The sequence below is a fragment of the Mycobacterium sp. 1245801.1 genome, assembly GCF_001673055.1.
Taxonomy (GTDB): domain Bacteria; phylum Actinomycetota; class Actinomycetes; order Mycobacteriales; family Mycobacteriaceae; genus Mycobacterium; species Mycobacterium europaeum_A.
The window spans coordinates 60627-78627 of record NZ_LZKY01000355.1 but is presented as its reverse complement, the minus strand read 5'-3'; the positions used below and the strand labels follow the sequence as shown (position 1 = coordinate 78627).

18 protein-coding genes and 1 tRNA gene are annotated in these 18001 nt (G+C 67.1%); 14 read left to right on the top strand and 5 right to left on the bottom strand.

What is annotated here, in order from left to right:
* Positions 1-70 precede the first annotated feature (70 nt).
* Positions 71-146 (bottom strand) — tRNA-Ala (locus A5622_RS22510).
* 93 nt (positions 147-239) lie between these two features.
* On the opposite strand from A5622_RS22510, the gene A5622_RS22505 reads away from it, so the two are divergent.
* Positions 240-536: a hypothetical protein gene (locus tag A5622_RS22505; protein WP_066864893.1), complete on the top strand. Its 297-nt coding sequence runs from the start codon at positions 240-242 to the stop codon at positions 534-536.
* A 138-nt stretch (positions 537-674) separates the two neighbouring features.
* On the top strand, positions 675-2804 hold the full coding sequence (locus tag A5622_RS22500) for a hypothetical protein (protein ID WP_066881332.1): 2130 nt from the start codon (positions 675-677) through the stop codon (positions 2802-2804).
* Positions 2805-2824: 20 nt separating this feature from the next.
* Here the strand turns inward: A5622_RS22500 and A5622_RS22495 are convergent, their stop codons facing one another.
* Complete coding sequence (locus A5622_RS22495; protein WP_066864887.1) at positions 2825-3040, bottom strand: hypothetical protein; 216 nt, start codon at positions 3038-3040, stop codon at positions 2825-2827.
* Positions 3041-3338: 298 nt separating this feature from the next.
* Between A5622_RS22495 and A5622_RS22490 the strand changes: the two genes are divergently transcribed.
* Positions 3339-3533 carry a long chain fatty acid-CoA synthetase Faa4p gene (locus tag A5622_RS22490; protein ID WP_066881330.1) on the top strand — a complete coding sequence of 65 codons (195 nt, stop codon included), beginning with the start codon at positions 3339-3341 and terminating at the stop codon, positions 3531-3533.
* Between the two features lie 4 nt (positions 3534-3537).
* Here the strand turns inward: A5622_RS22490 and A5622_RS22485 are convergent, their stop codons facing one another.
* Positions 3538-4941: an aldehyde dehydrogenase gene (locus A5622_RS22485; RefSeq protein WP_066881328.1), complete on the bottom strand. Its 1404-nt coding sequence runs from the start codon at positions 4939-4941 to the stop codon at positions 3538-3540.
* A gap of 186 nt (positions 4942-5127) precedes the next feature.
* On the opposite strand from A5622_RS22485, the gene A5622_RS22480 reads away from it, so the two are divergent.
* The 10 genes from A5622_RS22480 to A5622_RS22435 all read left to right on the top strand — a co-directional run bounded on the left by A5622_RS22480 (position 5128) and on the right by A5622_RS22435 (position 13419).
* Positions 5128-6396, top strand: coding sequence for an aromatic ring-hydroxylating dioxygenase subunit alpha (locus A5622_RS22480; RefSeq protein ID WP_066881326.1), 1269 nt, complete (start codon positions 5128-5130; stop codon positions 6394-6396).
* The gene (locus A5622_RS22475) at positions 6393-6728 is read left to right on the top strand and encodes a hypothetical protein (RefSeq protein ID WP_197508075.1); all 336 of its coding nucleotides are present in this window, start codon (positions 6393-6395) and stop codon (positions 6726-6728) included. The genes A5622_RS22480 and A5622_RS22475 overlap by 4 nt, the downstream gene beginning before the upstream one ends.
* Positions 6725-7972 carry an amidohydrolase family protein gene (locus tag A5622_RS22470; protein WP_066881324.1) on the top strand — a complete coding sequence of 416 codons (1248 nt, stop codon included), beginning with the start codon at positions 6725-6727 and terminating at the stop codon, positions 7970-7972. Before A5622_RS22475 ends, A5622_RS22470 begins: the two co-directional genes overlap by 4 nt.
* 11 nt (positions 7973-7983) lie before the next feature.
* Positions 7984-8436: a MarR family winged helix-turn-helix transcriptional regulator gene (locus A5622_RS22465; protein WP_066881322.1), complete on the top strand. Its 453-nt coding sequence runs from the start codon at positions 7984-7986 to the stop codon at positions 8434-8436.
* Positions 8437-8513: 77 nt separating this feature from the next.
* Positions 8514-9602, top strand: a complete 1089-nt coding sequence (locus tag A5622_RS22460) for a ferredoxin--NADP reductase (RefSeq protein ID WP_082990522.1) — start codon at positions 8514-8516, stop codon at positions 9600-9602.
* A 22-nt stretch (positions 9603-9624) separates the two neighbouring features.
* The gene (locus A5622_RS22455; RefSeq protein ID WP_066881320.1) at positions 9625-10368 is read left to right on the top strand and encodes an SDR family NAD(P)-dependent oxidoreductase; all 744 of its coding nucleotides are present in this window, start codon (positions 9625-9627) and stop codon (positions 10366-10368) included.
* Positions 10369-10381: 13 nt separating this feature from the next.
* Positions 10382-11644, top strand: a complete 1263-nt coding sequence (locus A5622_RS22450; RefSeq protein ID WP_066881318.1) for an aromatic ring-hydroxylating dioxygenase subunit alpha — start codon at positions 10382-10384, stop codon at positions 11642-11644.
* On the top strand, positions 11641-11979 hold the full coding sequence (locus tag A5622_RS22445; protein WP_066881316.1) for a hypothetical protein: 339 nt from the start codon (positions 11641-11643) through the stop codon (positions 11977-11979). The genes A5622_RS22450 and A5622_RS22445 overlap by 4 nt, the downstream gene beginning before the upstream one ends.
* A gap of 41 nt (positions 11980-12020) precedes the next feature.
* Complete coding sequence (locus tag A5622_RS22440; RefSeq protein ID WP_066881314.1) at positions 12021-12866, top strand: TauD/TfdA family dioxygenase; 846 nt, start codon at positions 12021-12023, stop codon at positions 12864-12866.
* A 1-nt stretch (position 12867) separates the two neighbouring features.
* Positions 12868-13419 (top strand): carboxymuconolactone decarboxylase family protein, encoded by a 552-nt coding sequence (locus tag A5622_RS22435; protein WP_066881312.1) that lies wholly within the window; start codon positions 12868-12870, stop codon positions 13417-13419.
* Between the two features lie 13 nt (positions 13420-13432).
* Here A5622_RS22435 and A5622_RS22430 read toward each other — a convergent pair whose 3' ends face one another.
* A complete protein-coding gene (locus A5622_RS22430) occupies positions 13433-13624 on the bottom strand; it encodes a ferredoxin (RefSeq protein ID WP_066881310.1) in 192 nt (63 codons plus the stop codon).
* Positions 13625-13788: 164 nt separating this feature from the next.
* Here A5622_RS22430 and A5622_RS22425 point away from each other — a divergent pair, with 164 nt between their 5' ends.
* Positions 13789-15069 (top strand): enolase C-terminal domain-like protein, encoded by a 1281-nt coding sequence (locus tag A5622_RS22425; protein WP_066881308.1) that lies wholly within the window; start codon positions 13789-13791, stop codon positions 15067-15069.
* Positions 15070-15074: 5 nt separating this feature from the next.
* On the opposite strand, the gene A5622_RS22420 is transcribed toward A5622_RS22425, so the two are convergent.
* Positions 15075-17957, bottom strand: a complete 2883-nt coding sequence (locus A5622_RS22420; protein WP_066881306.1) for an ATP-binding cassette domain-containing protein — start codon at positions 17955-17957, stop codon at positions 15075-15077.
* Positions 17958-18001 lie beyond the last annotated feature (44 nt).

Genomic DNA, 18001 nt, shown 5'->3' with positions numbered 1-18001 from the left:
CCGACGACGTGGATGCAACGCACGGTTTGCTGGATACCCAGCTATAACGATCGATAATCAGCAAACAATTTGGTGGAGCTAAGGGGACTCGAACCCCTGACCCCCACACTGCCAGTGTGGTGCGCTACCAGCTGCGCCATAGCCCCGAGAAGTCGTGCCCATCGAAGCTACACCACCGGTAACCGTCCACCAAATTGTTTGCTGATTATCGATCGTTATAGCTGGGTATCCAGCAAACCGTGCGTTGCATCCACGTCGTCGCGGTTGGCGTAGCGATTGGGGCCTCGATTGTCGGGCCGGCGGTGCTCACCGCGTCCGCGCACGCCGATTACAGCGGCTATCGCCGCTGCGTGGGAAAGATGACCGAGCCGATCGCGGGCCACGACCCCCAGAACCTGCAACTCGTCGGCGTCATTGAGCAGGATCTCGATTCCGGTGTCTCCCCGGCCGCGGAGGCCCAGCGAGTGGCGCACATGGGATTCGACCCGAGCTTTGCCAACGGCATCGTCCAGTGCGTGATTGAAGAACGTCCGTAGCCGAGTCCAGGCCAGGCTGCGAACGAATCATGGTCGAGCGCAACAGCTTTGGCGGTCGCCTTTTCTGGGTACAGCATGCACGAGCCGACTTGAGCCCACCGGTCGGGCACCATGGGTCCCGAGGGACGGAGTTATCACATGCATCGCCCCGACACGATCATCGAGATCCATCGCGAACGCGTGCAGGATCAAACGGCCGAGATGTTCAGCGGCGACAAGTACACGCAGTCCGTCGACGGCGCCGGCTACTCGGCGACGGCCACCCTCGACCTCACCCTGGACCGCGTCTGGTTCATCCTCGACGCCCGTGGGCGGCTGTGGCAGGAGGAAGCTGACGGTGCATCCCGCGACCCGCTGCGGCACTTCGCGATAGACCTGGTGATTTTCGATTCGAAGATCGTCATCGACTCGGTCACCTGCATCCCGCTGGTATCGCTGCCCCCGGCCACGATCACCATCCCGGATGGCCCGCGTGCCGGAGAATCGCGCGAGATTGCGTACAACGAGATTCCGTTGTTCGGGCGGTTGACGATTCACGATCAGCTCGAGCCGCACCAGCTAGAGCCGGGCAAGCAGACGATCGCACTGAACTTCACCGCCCAGGACGCGCCCGCGCTGGTGGCACACCCATTGCCGGACCGGCACGCCGGGTGGCTGTTCGGCCCGCACGTCGAACGCCGTGCGGACGGGATCACGGTCTTGGCCGGACAGGATCCGCGGATCAGCTGGGAACTCGACTATGCCGAGGCGCACTGGATCACCCACAGCATCGCCGGTGAGTTGATGGTGAACCTGGAGAAGCTGCAGCACCCCGGCCTCTCCGACGAAGAAGCCAGGACCAGGGTGCTCGACTCGCTGGCCGCCCAGATCGCCGATGCGGTCCGCCCGCAGTTGGAGGCGATGGGCGACAAGGGGATTCAGACGTTGCTGCCGACGCCGGTGGACGTCGACCCCGAGGCGCAAGACGACAGTACGGTCAAGGAACTCGACGCCATTGTGCAGCGCTTCGACGTCGGCGAGGCGACCGAGGAATCCATGGTGGTGCAGCTGCAGACGCTGCGCGATTTGCCGCCCGGCGAAGAGCTGCCCCCGTCCATTCTCGCCGAAAACCCATGTGAGCGAGCGGCTTTGGCCGCTACCGGGTGGAGCATTCTGCGGCAGGTCCGGGACACGGTGATGAAGAGTTTCGATCTCGACGAGGGCGACTTCGACCCCGATGCGCCGTGCGCGCTGGCGGGTCCGAAGACCATCAGCATCGGCGGGCAAGACCGAAGCCTGGATGCCCTCGACGCCGACATCGTGCCGCGAACCGGGGATGGCCGGTTGGTCGTGGACGGCACCGTGAGCGCCGAAACCGCGCTCTATGACTTCAACGCCACCTTCAAGGTGACCTACGAGATGGGCCTCGGCGACATCCCCCGCGACCCGAAGGACAATGAGCTGCTGCGCGAGGATGTCGACACCATCGAGCTTCTCGAAGAGACGCTGAAACTGGCGGGTGCGAAGAAGCGCGCCGGCCACCTCGGCGCCGAAGACTACGAGGCCGAAGTCAAGCGCGTCCGCGAGCGATTCGATCGGCTACCGCGGACCGTGGGGGTGCGACCGGCGCAGAACTCCGAGCCGGAGGTGAACGCCGACTTCAGCCTCACCGCGGCCGGCAAGGTGGCCACGGCCGCGGGGGCGGCGGCCGTCGTCGGGCTGCTCGCGCTGCCGGTGACCTGGGTAGCGGGGGCGGCCGGGGTGGGGGCCGCCGGCGCGGGCGGTCTGTTGACCGCCGCGATCGCGCAGTACCTCACCACCGTCCTGACCATCGACTGGTTCGGTACCGGCTTGGGTTCGCGTCAGGTCAAGAAATCGCTGAACGACCAACCCGAGGGCACATCGCTTCCCCCGATCGGGATGCCGATCGGCGTCGACCTCAATCGCCAACGCCTCGCGGTGTACTTCCGTCCGGTGCCGGCGAAATTGTGGATCGATTGCGTCATGGCCGATGCCGACGAGGACCGGGAAGCCGACGACGCGGGCATTCGCGTCGTCGGTGGCCGCTGGCCCAGCGACGGCCACCCGTGGCGGCTGTCGCACGATGACGCCGTGTTGTTCGTCGACGCCGACGAACTGGAGCTCTTCGTCGATCCGGCCGGCGCGGGCGGCCACGAGTTGCCGATTGGCGTCGACATCGGAGAGGGCGGGCGACGCCGACTGCGGGTGCACGGTGATCCCGGCGTACTGCGCCGGCTGGCGCACTGCGACGAGCGCGACTCACCGTAGCGAGACGGGATCCTCCGGGATCAGCAGAAGGCGGCGGCCGAGAACCATCCCCCGGCCACCAGCGCGATGAGGAGCGCCGCGGTGGTTTGCCCCATCATCGCGGCCGCGATGACGCCCACGATTGCGCAGATAAAGATGGTGACGGTCAGGAAGGCGACGAGCAGACGGTGTGAATTGACCGCCGCGCCGGTACGAGGCGCGATGACGGTTTTATGAGGACGATCCACGCCAACCATGAAATCTCCTTCGGTGTGACGCCCGCAACATGCCACGGCGAGATGTGGTCTACATCACATGATAGGCCTCCAGCCGTCGACCGCTCGGTTATCCGCACGGAACGTCGCGGCGGCATTACGATTCGTCGTTATCCACCTGAGACCGCCAATTAGGTTTTCGCCTCGATGCGGATTACTGTTGCCCGCGGTTCGTCCGCGACTCAGGAAAGCAGCCATGTCTGTTCAGCCCACTCTGCTGCGCCGCCAATCGTTGCGCGGCGCCCGCCGAACGCGGGTCGCTCCCCGCGTGAAGTGCCCGATGGTCGGCCAGTGCTTCGACATCGAAATCACTCGCGACGCGGATGGATGGATGATCCGGATTCCCGAGATCGGCAGGGCCACCCGCGCCAGCAGCCGGGCCACCGTGGAGCTGGCCGCCCGCGAGTCCATCGCGACCTGGACCGGCATCCCGATCGGATATGTCGCCGTTTACGTCGCCAGCGAGACCAGCTAGCTACCTAGCCGGCTTGGGCGACGGCGATTGATTTCGTATCCACGTAGCCGTCGAGACCTTCGGGGCCGAGTTCTCGGCCATAGCCGCTGCCTTTGACGCCGCCGAAGGGCGCGAACGGGTCCATGGTGTAGCCCTGGTTGATGCCGACGGTGCCGGTATGGATCCGCGCGGCGAGAGCGAGGGCCCGGTCGGTGTCGTTTCCCCACACCGATCCGGCCAGGCCGTAGTCCGAATCGTTGGCGATCGCCACCGCCTGGTCCTCGTCGCGGTAGGGGATGACGGTGATGACGGGACCGAAGATCTCTTCCCGCGCGATCCGCATGGTGTTGTCGGCCGCCGCGAACAGGGTGGGCCGGACGTACCAGCCGCGGTCGAGCCCGTCGGGCATGTGGGCGCCGCCGACGATCAGCCGTGCCCCCTCCTGCTGACCGACGTTGATGTAGTCGCGAACGCGCTGCTGCTGGCGACGGGAGACCAGGGGACCGAGCTGGGTCTTGGGGTCGCCCGGATCGCCGACGCGAAGGCCGGACATCTCGGCGGCGAGCGCGTCGACGTATTCGTCATGGCGCTCCTGCGGCACCAGGACGCGGGTGAGCGCGTTGCAGATCTGGCCGCTGTTGGACAGGCTGGCCGATCGCACGCCGGCGGCGACCTTGTCCGGTGCCGCGTCGTCGAGGACCAGCGCCGCGGACTTCCCGCCGAGTTCGAGGCTGACCTTGGTGAGGTTGGCCGCGCAAGCGGCGGCGACGGCGCGGCCCGCCGCGGTGGAGCCGGTGAACGACACCTTGTCCACTCCGCGGTGGGCGACCAGGTAGGCGCCGAGGCTCGCATCGCCGGGCAGCACGCTGACCACACCGGGCGGCAGGCCGGCCTCGTCGAACATCTCGGCCAAAAGCAGGGCGTCCAACGGGCTTTCGGGCGCGGGCTTGAGCACGACGGTGCAGCCGGCCAGCAGCGCCGGCACCAGCTTGGTGACGATAAGGAACTGGGGCATGTTCCACGGCACGATCGCGGCGACGACGCCGACGGGCTCCTTGCGGACCAGCACATCGCTGCCGAAGAACCCGGTCCTGGTCTCCTGCCACTGATGCCGCTCGGCCAGGTCGCAGAACGCGCGGATCATGAACGCGGGCAGGCCGACCTGGGCGCGCTGGGCGAAGCTGATCGGCGCGCCGATCTCGGCGGTGATGATGTCGGCCATCTCGCCGCGACGCCCGTCGTAGATGTCGGCCAGCCGCCGGATCGCGGCGATCCGGTCCGACGGTTCGCTGTGGCCCCAGGGCGCCGAGGTCAAGGCCGCGCGCGCGGCGGTTACCGCGGCGTCGACGCCGTCGGATCCCGCCGCATCGACCTCGGCGATGGGTTCTTCGGTATGTGGTGAGATGACTTGCACGACACTGCGGTCCATCCGTGCCTCCCGAGGCCAATATCAACTACTTGCTATTGATGGGGTCGAGGATATACCGTCGGCCGTGACGGAGCTCTCACGGATCGGTGAAACCGGTGCGCAGGCGGTTGTTTCGCGCAGACAGTGCTGCGAGACGCGGCTGGGCGCCGACGGTTTTGCCGAGATTGGACTGCTTAAGGAGCGATCATGGCTCGATTCCCCAAACCGCCGGAGGGCAGCTGGACCGAGCACTACCCGGAACTGGGCACCGACCCGGTGTCGTACCACGACTCCATCAGCCCGGAGATCTACGAGCTGGAGCGCGAGGCCATCTTCAAACGGGCCTGGCTCAATGTCGGTCGCGTGGAACAGCTTCCGCGTAAGGGTAGTTACCTCACTAGGGAGCTGAAGGTCGTCAACACGTCAATCATCTTGGTCCGCACGGCATCCGGTGACATCAAGGCCTACCACAACGTATGCCGGCACCGCGGCAACAAGTTGGTGTGGAACGACATGCCGCAGGAAGAAACGAGCGGCGTGTGCCGGCAGTTCACCTGCAAATACCACGCGTGGCGCTACGACCTGAACGGCAACCTCACCTTCGTGCAGCAGGAGGAGGAGTTCTTCAACCTCGACAAGAGTCGCTACGGCCTGGTGCCGGTGCACTGCGAGGTCTGGGAAGGCTTCATCTTCGTCAACTTCGCCAAGAAACCCGAGCAGTCGTTGCGAGAGTTTTTGGGGCCCATGATCACCGGGCTGGAGGGTTACCCCTTCGACAAGATGACCTCCCGCTGGTACTACCGCTCGGAAGTCAAGGCGAACTGGAAGCTCTACATGGACGCGTTCCAGGAGTTCTATCACGCCCCGGTGTTGCATGCGAACCAGTCGCCGACCGCCTACTCAAAGGCGGCCGCCCAGGCGGGTTTTGAAGCCCCGCACTATCGGCTGGACGGGCCGCACCGGCTGGTCAGCACGTCGGGGGTGCGGGCCTGGGAAATGGCCGACGAGATGCGCAAGCCGATCGAGGACATCTGCCAGAGCGGACTGTTCGGGCCTTGGGACAAGCCCGATCTCGGGCCGATGCCCGCCGGGCTCAACCCCGCGAAATGCGACCCGTGGGGCCTGGACTCGTTTCAGCTGTTCCCCAACTTCGCCATCCTCTTCTGGGGTCAGGGTTGGTATCTGACCTATCACTACTGGCCGACGTCGTACAACAGCCACCTGTTCGAAGGAACGCTGTACTTCCCGGCGCCGCGTACCCCGCGCGAGCGGGTCGCTCAGGAATTGGCGGCCGTGTCGTTCAAGGAATACGGGCTGCAGGACGCCAACACCCTGGAGGCGACGCAGACGATGCTCGAATCCCAGGTGATCGACGAGTTCCTGCTCTGCGACCAGGAAGTCCTGATCCGTCACCTGCATAAGGAGACGGCGGCCTGGATCGATGACTATCGCCGGACCTCGACGGCAGGAGTGTGAACACGATGTCGATGTTGCCCGCCGAGTTCGCCGACCTCGAACGGTTCGCCGAGTGGTGCCTGCCCAGCGAACCGGAACGCTACGCGAAGAGGCTGGCCAGCTCCATGACGGAAATGAAGGCCTTCTACGACGCGATCACCCCGCGTGCCGACGAGGCGCTGGCGTTCTGCGACAAGTTCTCCCTCGACGACCTGCCCGACGACGTCCAGAATTTGATGCATCTGCTGTATTCGATGATCATGGTGTCGTTCCCGGTGGAGTGCTGGAAACAGCCCCGCGTCCCCGATTCGGGTGCTTCGAGCCTTGACTGCGTGTCCGAGCCCGTTCCATGACCTGCGTGCTGCGGGCGGCGCGTTGGGCTGACGTCGTGACGGGTCAGATCCACACGCCGGCGGAGGTGGTGATCGACGGCGAACGCATCGCCGCGATCAATCCCCAAGAGCCGCTTGACGATTCGGCCAACATCGTCGATCTCGGCGACGTGACGCTGCTGCCCGGGCTGATGGACATGGAGCTCAACCTGCTCATCGGCGGACCCGGCGGCCCCGAGGGCCTGCCGTCGCCCATGCATGGCGTGCAGGACGACCCCGCGTATCGCACGCTGCGCGGCGCGGTCAACGCGCGCACCACGCTGGAGGCCGGGTTCACCACGGTGCGCAATCTCGGGCTGATGGTCAAGACCGGGGGATACCTGCTCGACGTGGCGCTGCAGCGCGCCATCGACCAGGGTTGGCACATCGGACCGCGCATCTATCCCGCCGGCCACGCCGTCACCCCGTACGGCGGGCACCTGGACCCGACGGTCTTCCAGCGGTTGGCCCCCGGGGTCATGCCGCTCTCGGTCGCCGAAGGCATCGCCAACGGCGTTCCCGACGTGATCGCTTGCGTGCGTTACCAAATCCGGCACGGCGCCAAGCTGATCAAGGTGTCCGCCTCGGGCGGGGTGATGTCACACAGCACCGCGCCGGGTGCCCAGCAGTACTCCGATGCCGAGTTCGCCGCCATCGCCGACGAGGCCCACCGGGCCGGGGTCCGGGTGGCCGCGCACGCCGTGGGGGACAGCGCAATTCAAGCGTGCATTCGCGCCGGGATCGACTGCATCGAACACGGATTTCTGGCCAGTGACGAGACCATCCAGATGATGGTCGATCACGGCACATTCCTGGTCTCGACCACGTATTTGACCGACGCCATGGCCATCGATCGGATCGCACCCGAGCTTCGCAAGAAGGCGCTCGAGGTCTTCCCGCGGGCAAAGTCGATGCTGCCCAAGGCGATCGAGGCTGGGGTGCGGATCGCCTGCGGCACCGATGCGCCGGCCATCCCGCATGGCCACAACGCCAAGGAACTGGGCGCGCTGGTCGAACGGGGCATGACGCCCGCGCAAGCGATCCACGCGGCCACCGTGGTGGCAGCCGAGCTGATCGAGGCGGACGACGAGTTGGGCAAGCTGGCGCCCGGTTATCTGGCTGACATCATCGCCGTCCCCGGCAACCCCTTCGACGACATCGCCACCACCCTCGACGTCCGCTTTGTCATGAAAAGCGGGCAGATCTACAAGACCCCCGCGACGTAACGGAGGCGGGCATGGAACTCACCGACAACATCCTGTGGCTGCTCAAACAGGCCTTCTACTACTCGCTGACCACCATCAACGAGGCGATGCGCGAACACGGCGTGAGCACCGCGCAGATCGGCGTGCTGCGCCAACTGGCCAACGAACCCGGCTTGTCCGGCGCCGAGCTCGCGCGGCGGCTGCTGATCAGCCCGCAGGGCGTCCAGCTCGCGCTCACCGCCCTGGAACGCCGCGGCCTGGTGGACAGAAAGCAGGATCCCCAGCACGCGCGCATCCTGCGGGCCTACCTCACCGGCGAGGGCCGCAAGGTCGCCGAAACGGTGGTGAACGACGCGATCGCCGCCCATCAGGAGGTGTTCGGCGTGCTGACCGAGCAGGAGCAACGGACCCTGCGTGAATTGCTGGGCCGGGTGGTCGAAAAGGGCACCGGCCACGAACTGTTCAACGACCACGTCGAGGGCTGACCGCCCGTGGGCAGCGACGGGCTGCGCCTGTATCTAGTACTTGAGACTAATCGCAAGTAGTTGATACTCTGGCCGGGATGGGTGAAATCCGCGCGACCACAACCGCCGGTTCGGCGACCGCGACCGACGCCGGGGGCGCCGGTGTCGGCATCGCTGCGTCGCCGGATGGCTTTGTGCCACTGCGGATCAAGCGCGTGGTTCGCGAGACCCGCGACGCCGTGTCGATCGTTCTCGATGTCCCACCGGGCAGCGCGGAACAGTTCGGGTACCAAGCCGGACAGTTTCTGACGCTGCTGGTCACCGTCGACGGACGCGAGCATCGACGGTGTTATTCGATGTCGTCGTTACCGGACGAAGACCTGCAGATCACCGTCAAACGCGACCGAGACGGTGTGGTGTCGAACTGGCTCAATGACACGGCCGCAGCCGGCGACCGGCTGCCCGCCCTGCCGCCGCAGGGTCGCTTCGTGTTGCGCGAGACCGACCGAGATCTGATCGCCTTCGCCGGGGGAAGTGGCATCACGCCGGTGTTTTCGCTGCTGCGGACGGCCCTGATGTCGGGCACCCGCGCCACGCGACTGTTCTACGCCAACCGCAGCCGCGACGCGGTGATCTTCGACGAGGCCTTGGCGTCGCTGGCCGCGCGGCACGCCGATCGTTTCGTCCTGCACCACCACCTCGACGACCACACCGGCTTCGTCACCCGAGCGGAGATCGAGGCGTTCGTCCGCGATCCCGGCGACGCCGAGGTATACATCTGCGGGCCCAACGAGTTCATGGAGATTGTGCGAACCGCCGTGTGCGCGGCCGGCGTGCCGGCGGATCGCCTGCACATCGAGCATTTCGACGTCGACGACGTGGCCGCGGCGGCGCCGCCGGACACCGAGGTGGTGACCGACGAGGTCACCATCGTGCTGGACGGATCGACGACGACCGCGCCGTACCACTCGGGCAACACGTTGCTGCAGACGGCCCGCATGGCCGGGCTGCGCGCGCCGTCGTCGTGTGAGATCGGTTCGTGCGGAACGTGTATGGGCCGCCTGACCCACGGCAGCGCCCGGATGATCAACAACGACGCCCTCGATCCGGACGAGGTCGAGGAGGGCTGGGTGCTGACGTGTCAGGCCCTGCCCACCAGCCCCACGGTGCGGGTGGTCTACGAGTGAGGGAAAGGGTGGAGCGGAGTCGATGACCAGGGTGGCGGTGGTGACCGGAGGCGCCTCGGGTATGGGCGAAGCGACGTGCCATGAATTGGGTCGGCGCGGACTCAAGGTCGCGGTCCTCGATGTCAACGAGCATGCCGCACAACGCGTCACCGACGATCTGCGCGCCGACGGTGTGACCGCGCTGGGGGTGGGTGCCGACGTGACCGATCGGTCCGCCGTGGAGCAGGCGTTTGCGAAGGTGCGCAGCGAGCTGGGCCCGGTGACGGTCCTGGTGACTAGTGCCGGCATGTTCGACTTCTCGCCGTTCTTGGAGATCAGCGCCGAAACCTGGTCGCGGATCATCGATGTCAATCTCACCGGCACCTTTCACTGCTGCCAGGTCGCGCTGCCGGACATGATGGAGGCGCGCTGGGGCAGGATCGTGATGATCTCGTCGTCGAGCGCCCAGCGGGGCTCGCCGTTCGCCGCCCACTACGCGGCGTCCAAAGGCGCGGTGATCACCTTGACCAAGTCGTTGGCCCGTGAATATGCGCCGCACGGGATCACGGTGAACAACATTCCGCCCTCGGGCATCGAAACCCCGATGCAGCACCAGGGCCAGGCCGCCGGATACCTGCCGTCCAACGAGCAAATCGCCAGCAACATCCCGTTGGGTTACCTCGGCACCGGCGCCGATATCGCCGCGGCCGTGGGATTCCTGTGTTCGGAAGAAGCCAGGTACATCACCGGCCAGGTTTTGGGCGTCAACGGCGGAGCGGTGATGTGATTGTGAGGATTCGATGACCAGAGCAGGCAGGCCCCCGGAGGGCTCCTGGACCGAGCACTATCCCGAATTGGGAACGGGGCCCGTGTCTTTCAAGGACTCGACGTCGCAAGAGTTCTACGAACTCGAGCGCGAGGCGATCTTCAAACGGGCATGGCTCAACCTCGCGCGGGTGGAGGAGTTGCCGCGTGTCGGCAGCTACCTGACCAAGGAGATCGAAGTCGTCGGCGTCTCGGTGATCCTGGTCAAGGGCAAGGACGAGCGCATCCGGGCGTTCTACAACGTGTGCCGTCACCGCGGAAACAAGCTGGTGTGGAATGACTTTCCCGGCGAGGAGACGCGCGGGACGTGTCGGCAGTTCACCTGCAAGTACCACGGCTGGCGCTACGACCTGCAGGGCGCCTTGAAGTTCGTCCAGCAGGAATCGGAGTTCTTCGACCTGGACCCCGCGCAGTACGGGTTGCGGCCGGTGCACTGCGACGTGTGGAACGGCTTCGTCTTCATCAACTTCGACCCCGAACCCCGCCAGAGCCTGCGGGAGTTCCTCGGTCCGATGATCGCCGGCCTCGACGGTTACCCGTTCGACAAGTTGACCGAGCGCTACGACTGGGTGGCGCACAACAACAGCAACTGGAAGATCTTCGCCGACGCCTTCCAGGAGTACTACCACGTGCCCTCGCTGCATTCACAGCAGGTCCCCTCCGAGGTGCGCGACCCTAACGCCGGATTCACTTGCGGGCACTTCCAACTCGACGGCCCGCACCGGTTGGTCTCCACGGCCGGGCGGCGGCGCTGGCTGCTGCCGCCGGAATACATGTATCCGATCGAGCGGGCCACCCGCAGCGGACTGGTGGGACCGTGGCGAACCCCCGACATCGGCGAACTGCCGGCCGGACTCAACCCCGGCGGGATCGAGCCCTGGGGCATCAGCAATTTCCAGATCTTCCCGAACATCGAGATCCTGATCTATGGCGGGTGGTATCTGCTGTACCGGTACTGGCCCACCTCGCACAACACGCATCGATTCGAGGCCTACACCTACTTCCATCCGGCGCGAACCGTGCGGGAGCGCATCGAGCACGAGGTCGCCTCGGTGGTGCTGAAAGAGTTTGCGCTGCAAGACGCCGGGATGCTCGGCGGGACGCAGGCGGCACTCGAGTACGGGATCGTCGACGACTTCCCGCTCAACGATCAAGAGATCCTGGTGCGCCACCTGCACAAGGTCGTGGTCGACTGGGTCGACGCCTATCGCCGCGAACGGGATTCGGTGGGGGTGTGACCATGCCTGTCAAGCTGCCCAGCGCCTTCGCCGAGCTGGAGGGCTATGCCGAAACCTGGTGCCTGGCAACCGAAACCGAACGCTGGAACGCCCGGGTCAACTCGTCGATGCCCGAACTGCGCGAATTTTACGACGCGTTCTTCCCCCGGCTCGAAGAGGCGATCGACTACTGCGACAAGTTTCCCCTGGACAACGTGCCCGACGACGCGCTGAACCTGTTGCACATGATCTATTCGCTGATCATGGTCGCCATGGCGGTGGAGATCATGCATCAACCCGCCCCGGTCGACGCCGCCGACGCGGTGATGATCCGCACCGGTGGCCCGGTGCCCTGAGCTTTCCGCCGTCAGACATCCCTTCATCGAAAGGAGCGACGATGAGTCTGCTCACCATCACCAAGCTCACCGAATCCGTCGGTGCCGAAGTCGCGGGCCTGGAGCCGGCCGCGCTGGCGGGCGACGACTCGGTGGGTGCAGCCGTCCTGGACGCGTTGGAGGACAACGGCGTTCTGGTGTTCCGCGGCCTGCAGCTCGACCCGGCGGCCCAGGTCGAGTTCTGCCGCCGCCTCGGCGAGATCGACCACTCGTCCGACGGTCACCACCCGGTGGCCGGCATCTACCCGATCACCTTGGACAAGTCCAAGAATGCCTCGGCCGCCTACTTGAAGGCCACCTTCGATTGGCACATCGACGGTTGCACACCGCTGGGTGACGAATGCCCGCAGAAGGCCACCGTGTTGACGGCCGTCCAGGTCGCCGAGTGGGGCGGCGAAACGGAGTTCGCCAACTCCTACGCCGCCTACGACGCCCTGACCGAGGACGAGAAGGAGCGGTTCGGCACGCTGCGTGTGGTGCACTCGCTGGAAGCGTCCCAGCGCCGCGTCTACCCCGACCCCTCCCCGGAACAGGTGCAGCGCTGGCGGTCCCGGCGCACGCACGAACATCCGCTGGTGTGGACTCACCGCAGCGGCCGCAAATCGCTGGTGCTGGGCGCCTCCGCGGACTACGTCGTCGGCATGGATCTCGACGAGGGACGCGCCCTGCTGGACGAGTTGCTCGAGCGCGCAACGCTGCCCGACAAGGTGTACAGCCACAGCTGGTCGGTCGGCGACACCGTGATCTGGGACAACCGCGGAGTGCTGCACCGCGCGGCCCCCTACGACCCGGACTCACAACGCGAAATGCTGCGCACCACCGTGCTCGGCGACGAACCGATCCAATAGCATGACCGCGTCCGACGGACATCCACTGCGCCTGTCACCGTTACCCGCCGACGAGTGGGACGAGGGCGCGCGCACGGCGCTGGCGTCCCTGATCCCGGCCGAGCGGGCGAATCCCGTTGGCGCGGGCAATGTTCTGTCGACCATGGTCCGTCATCCCGAGCTGACCGCGGCCTACCTGCCGTTCAACGCCTACCTGCTCGCGCGGTCGACGCTGTCGCCCCGCGTGCGAGAAGTCGCGCTGCTGCGCGTGGTACACCGCAGCAACTGCGGCTACTTGTGGTCACACCACGTCCCGATCGCCCTGCGCGCCGGCCTGACCGAATCCGAGATCGACGGCATCCGATCCGGGCACTGCGCCGATCGGACGGACCAGGTCGTGATCCGGGCCGTCGACGATCTCACCGCCGACAGCACGATCAGCCAGGCAACCTGGGATCTGTTGTGCGAGTTGTTCACCCAGCAGCAGTGCATGGACCTGACCTTCACCATCGGCGGCTACCTCTTACTGGCCTTGGCGGTCAACACCTTCGGCGTCCAGGAGGAGCACGGCTAGACCTGGTCGCCCGCTAGTCCTCGCGGGACAGGGCGGCGCGCGGGCATTCGGCGATCGCCCGCTCGACCAACGCCTCCTGCTCGACGGGCACCGGATCGGCGGTGACCACCGCGTAGTCGTCATCGTCGAACCGGAAGACATCCGGCGCGATGTTCACGCAGTAGGCATTGCCTTCGCACCGATCAAGGTTCACTACCGGCCGCATGAAGATCCTCCTTCTCCGATCGAGAGCTCGGAGTTTTTACAGTACAACTTGTGTAAACGCTAGCTTAGGGCGGCTGGGCGGGAAACGGCCTCCGATTCGCGACTTCTCAGTGACCTCTCAGTGCCGCGGCCTTAGGCTGGAACCCTGGGTCCGGGAGGTCGACGATGAAGATCGCATCCGTCATCGCCCGCCAACTGCTGGACTGCAAAGCCCGGCCCCTTCTGGAAGTCGAAATCACCACCGACACCGGCTTTGTCGGCCGCGGCGCAGCTCCGACCGGCAGTTCGGTGGGGTCGCACGAGGCGTACGTCCTACGAGACGGGGACCGGACCAGATACAACGGCCTGAGCGTGCACCGTGCCATCGCCGCGGTGGAGGACGAAATCGCCCCGGCCCTCATCGGCGCGGAGCTCGACGATCCGCGATCCCTGGACCGGGTGCTGATCGCGCTCGACGGCACACCGGACAAGCACCGGCTCGGCGGCAACGCGATCTACTCCACGTCGATCGCGCTGCTGCGCGCGGCCGCCGCCGCGGCGGGCACGTCCACCTATACCTACGTCGGCGAACTGCTCGGGCTCGAACCGCCCACCACCGTCCCGGTGCCCAGCTTCAACATGATCAATGGCGGGCACTACGGCGACGTCCGCCAGACGTTCAGTGAATTCCTGGTGGTGCCGTACCGCGCGGACTCGATCGAATCGGCGGTCGAAAGGGGGGTGAGTCTGTTCGAGTCGCTCGGCGAGGTGCTCGCCGAGCGACTGGGCCGCGCGCCAATGCTGGCGTCGTCGTACGGATACATCGCGCCGTCCAGTGACCCGCACGCCGTCATGGAGGTGCTGGCCGAGGCCGTCGAGCGCGCCGGCTGCGCCGACATCATGGCGTTCGCGCTGGACTGCGCGTCCAGCGAGGTGTACGACAGCGACTCTGCCACATACGCATTCAACGGTGAGCGGGTGACCGCGGAGGAACTGATCGACTTCGCCCGCGCACTGTCCCAGGAGTTTCCGATGTTGTTCATCGAGGACCTGCTGGACGGCGACGACTGGGCCGGGTTCGCGAAAGCGGTGCAGACGGTGAACCGTTCGATCATCCTGGGCGACGACCTGATCGTCACCAACCGCGCCCGCCTGCAGCGGGCGGTCGAATCGTCCGCCGTGGACGGTTTCGTGCTGAAGCCCAACCAGGTCGGAACCATCGCCGAGGCGCTCGACTGCTTCGAATACGCCACGCGCAACGCCGTTTTGGCGATTCCCTCGGGCCGCTCGGGTGGCGTCATCGACGATGTCGTGATGGATCTGGCGGTGGGCCTGGCGGCACCGTTTCAAAAGAACGGCGCACCGCGCTCGGGCGAGCGCATCGCAAAGCTCAACTTCCTGCTGCGCGCTGCCGAAGACATCCCGGATTGCGCGTTGGCGGACGTGCCGGCATTGGCGAGATTCTGAAAGCGTCAGCGGCCGGCGACCAGGGCGAGTTCGGCGGCCACCGCGGTCCCGCACACCGCCAACACGATCGAAAGCGCCAGCCAGTCGGCCGGTTTCGGCCGCGACGGGGCGGCCGAGATCTGGCCGGTGCCGCCGCGGGCGGTGATCGCATCGCCCATCTCGTCGGCGCGGCGCAGCGTCACCGTGATGACCGCGACGACCACGTCGATCACGTCCGCCGCCGGACGCCGCAGCCGGGCCCAGCGGGTCTGCGGGGTCTGTTTGGGCCGCAACCGGCGAGCGGCGAAGAGCACCCGAAATTCGTCGATGAGCATCGGAAAGGTGCGCAGCGCGAGCGCCAATGCCACCGACCAGTCGTCGACCGGGACCCGCACCGGCCGCAGGAAGCGGCCCAAAGTAGCCACCGCCGGGGCGATTTGGGCAACATTGGTCGTCCACGACACCAGGGCGCCCAGGGCGAGCAACACCACCGACAGCACGGTGATGCGCAGGAAGTCGAGCAGCCCGCCCAGGCCCAGCGACGCCGATCCCAGCCGGATGTACGGACTCCCGCCGGCGAATGCCGCGTTGGCGCCGACGATCACCAGCACGATCCACAGCCAGCGCGGCACGGACGGCAGCACGCCCCGCGGGATGCGGGCGAGCCGGATTCCCGTGGCCGCCAGGGCGGCGGTGAGCCCGATCGCCACCCAGCCGGGAAAGAACGTCAACAGCAACGAAATACCGAATGCCACAAGCAATTTCGTCCCGGCCCACAGGTCGTGGATGGGGGAGGTGCCCGGCACCGGCCGCAGCAGCACGAAGGGGCGACGGCGGCCGGCCGGGTGCTGCGCCGGCGGGGCGGCGGCCACCGAATTGTGCTGCGCCGCGGCCGGCGACGGTTCCAGCGAACCGTCACGCAGGTGCAGGGTGCGTGGGCACAGCTCCTGAAGCCCGGCGAAGTCGTGCGAGATGACCACCACGGTCAGGCCGGTGTCACGGCGCCGCTGGGCCAGCAGCTGGACCAGGCCGCGCTGACTGGCGGCATCCAGTCCCGCCAGCGGCTCGTCGAGGATCAACACCCGCGGCGACCGGGCGAGCAGTCCGGCCAGCACCACCCGACGCATCTGGCCGCCGCTGAGCTGGTCGATGCGCCGCTTGGCCAGCCCTGCGTCCAAGCCGACGGCCGCCAGCGCCGCAATCACCCGCGCGTCATCGGCGGGCGAAAACCCGGCCGCCGAGGCCACTTCCAGGTCCACCCGGCCGCGCATCAGTTGCAGCCGGGCCGCTTGGAATTGGATCGCGACCGCTCCGACCTGGTCGGCGGTCGGGCGCCCGTCCAGCAGGCAGGCGCCGGTGGCCGGCACGGTCAACCCGGCCATGATCCAGGCCAGGGTCGATTTGCCGGAACCGTTGCCGCCGTGGATCAACAGCCCGTCGCCCTCGTGCACCGCGAAGCTGACGTCGCGCAGCGCGGTCTGAGCCCAGGGCGTGCCGCTGGCGTATTCGTGTCCGACACGGACGAGTTCGAGCACCGGCGGGCTGGCGGGCCGTCCGTTCGTCACCGTCGGAGCCGGCGCGGTTGCGCTGCGGACCAGGTCGGCGTCGAGTGACGCGCCGCCGAGGTTGATTGCGCGGTCGGCATATTCGGCCTCGTCGTTGTAGTGCGTGATGTGCACCAGGGCCGTCTGGTGGCGTTCGGTGAGGCCGGACAGGACGGCGAGCAACTGCTCCCGGCCCTGCCGGTCGACCATGCTGGTGACCTCGTCGGCGATCAGCAGCGCCGGCTCGCGCGCCAGGGCCGCGGCCACCGCCAGGCGCTGCAGCTCCCCGCCGGACAGGCTGCCCGTGTCGCGGTCGGCCAGCGCGCCCAAGCCGACCTCGCCGAGGAGCCGGGGGATGTCGGTGGTCTTGCCGGGCGGCAGTCCCCAGACCACGTCGTCGGCGACCCGCGTGCCCAGCACCTGGCTTTCCGGGTGCTGCATGATGACCGCGGTGCCGCCGAGCTCACCGAGCCCCACCGCCCCCGGGCGCTCGACGACGCCCGATGTCGGTTCGCGCCCGGCCAGGATCAACATCAGCGTGGTTTTCCCCGACCCGTTGGCCCCGGTGACCGCGATGTGCTCGCCCGTCCGCACGTCCAGGCTGACCGCACGCAGCGCGTCGTGGTCGGCGTGCGGGTAGCGCAGCCGCACCCGCTCCAGGCGTACCGGGACCGGCCGGATCGGGCCGCCGCCGGCCGGCGCGTCCAGCTTGTGCACGTCGGGGATCCCGCGCAGTCGCTCCAGCACCCGGGACAGCGCCCACCAACCGACCAGCGAAGCACCCACGATGGTGAAGACGGCGTAGCCCAGCACGAGCCACTGCCAGTAGTGCAGCGCCTCGGCGAAGAACGCCTTGAACTGTTGCGCGGGCGCGCGCAACTGCGCCACCCGCGAGACGACCGTCACGGCACCGTCCACGGTGGCGCTGGCGGCGTGGAAGGCGAGCTGCCGGAAGCGGGTCAGGACGGTCAAGGCGGCGATCATGCCGGCGCCGACGACGACACCCGCGCCGAACGACACCGCGATCACGGTCGGTGTGCCGCGGCGGTGGCGCTTGACGGTTCCGGCCAGCCCACCGACATAGGCGCAGAGGGCGATCGCTCCCAGGCCGCTCAGCCCGACGACCAGAAAGCCGATCACACCGGCGGCGACCGTAGCGGCGATCAGAACGCGGATCCGGTAGCGGTAGGCCAGCAGCCCGGTCGGCACGCTGCCGAGCAGGCCCAGCCCGCCGCCATGCGGAAGGACGACCGCGATGATGGCGATCGCCGCGCACAACGCGCCCATCACCGATGCCTGCGCCAGCTCGCCGGGTCGCAGCGATCCGGCCCGCGTTTTCGGCATCGCAGCGCCGGGCGCCTTCACGACACGATTATGCCCGTCGTCGGCGGGGCGCCTGTGCGTCTCTT

What these genes read in the sequence shown, in the direction of transcription:
- A5622_RS22440 (WP_066881314.1), top strand. Translation starts at nt 12,021, where the DNA reads ATGAGTCTGCTCACCATCACCAAGCTCACCGAATCCGTCGGTGCCGAA.
- A5622_RS22460 (WP_082990522.1), top strand. Translation starts at nt 8,514, where the DNA reads ATGGGTGAAATCCGCGCGACCACAACCGCCGGTTCGGCGACCGCGACC.
- A5622_RS22490 (WP_066881330.1), top strand. Translation starts at nt 3,339, where the DNA reads ATGGTCGGCCAGTGCTTCGACATCGAAATCACTCGCGACGCGGATGGA.
- A5622_RS22435 (WP_066881312.1), top strand. Translation starts at nt 12,868, where the DNA reads ATGACCGCGTCCGACGGACATCCACTGCGCCTGTCACCGTTACCCGCC.
- A5622_RS22495 (WP_066864887.1), bottom strand. Translation starts at nt 3,040, where the DNA reads ATGGTTGGCGTGGATCGTCCTCATAAAACCGTCATCGCGCCTCGTACC.
- A5622_RS22430 (WP_066881310.1), bottom strand. Translation starts at nt 13,624, where the DNA reads ATGCGGCCGGTAGTGAACCTTGATCGGTGCGAAGGCAATGCCTACTGC.
- A5622_RS22470 (WP_066881324.1), top strand. Translation starts at nt 6,725, where the DNA reads ATGACCTGCGTGCTGCGGGCGGCGCGTTGGGCTGACGTCGTGACGGGT.
- A5622_RS22480 (WP_066881326.1), top strand. Translation starts at nt 5,128, where the DNA reads ATGGCTCGATTCCCCAAACCGCCGGAGGGCAGCTGGACCGAGCACTAC.
- A5622_RS22500 (WP_066881332.1), top strand. Translation starts at nt 675, where the DNA reads ATGCATCGCCCCGACACGATCATCGAGATCCATCGCGAACGCGTGCAG.
- A5622_RS22425 (WP_066881308.1), top strand. Translation starts at nt 13,789, where the DNA reads ATGAAGATCGCATCCGTCATCGCCCGCCAACTGCTGGACTGCAAAGCC.
- A5622_RS22450 (WP_066881318.1), top strand. Translation starts at nt 10,382, where the DNA reads ATGACCAGAGCAGGCAGGCCCCCGGAGGGCTCCTGGACCGAGCACTAT.
- A5622_RS22465 (WP_066881322.1), top strand. Translation starts at nt 7,984, where the DNA reads ATGGAACTCACCGACAACATCCTGTGGCTGCTCAAACAGGCCTTCTAC.
- A5622_RS22455 (WP_066881320.1), top strand. Translation starts at nt 9,625, where the DNA reads ATGACCAGGGTGGCGGTGGTGACCGGAGGCGCCTCGGGTATGGGCGAA.
- A5622_RS22485 (WP_066881328.1), bottom strand. Translation starts at nt 4,941, where the DNA reads ATGGACCGCAGTGTCGTGCAAGTCATCTCACCACATACCGAAGAACCC.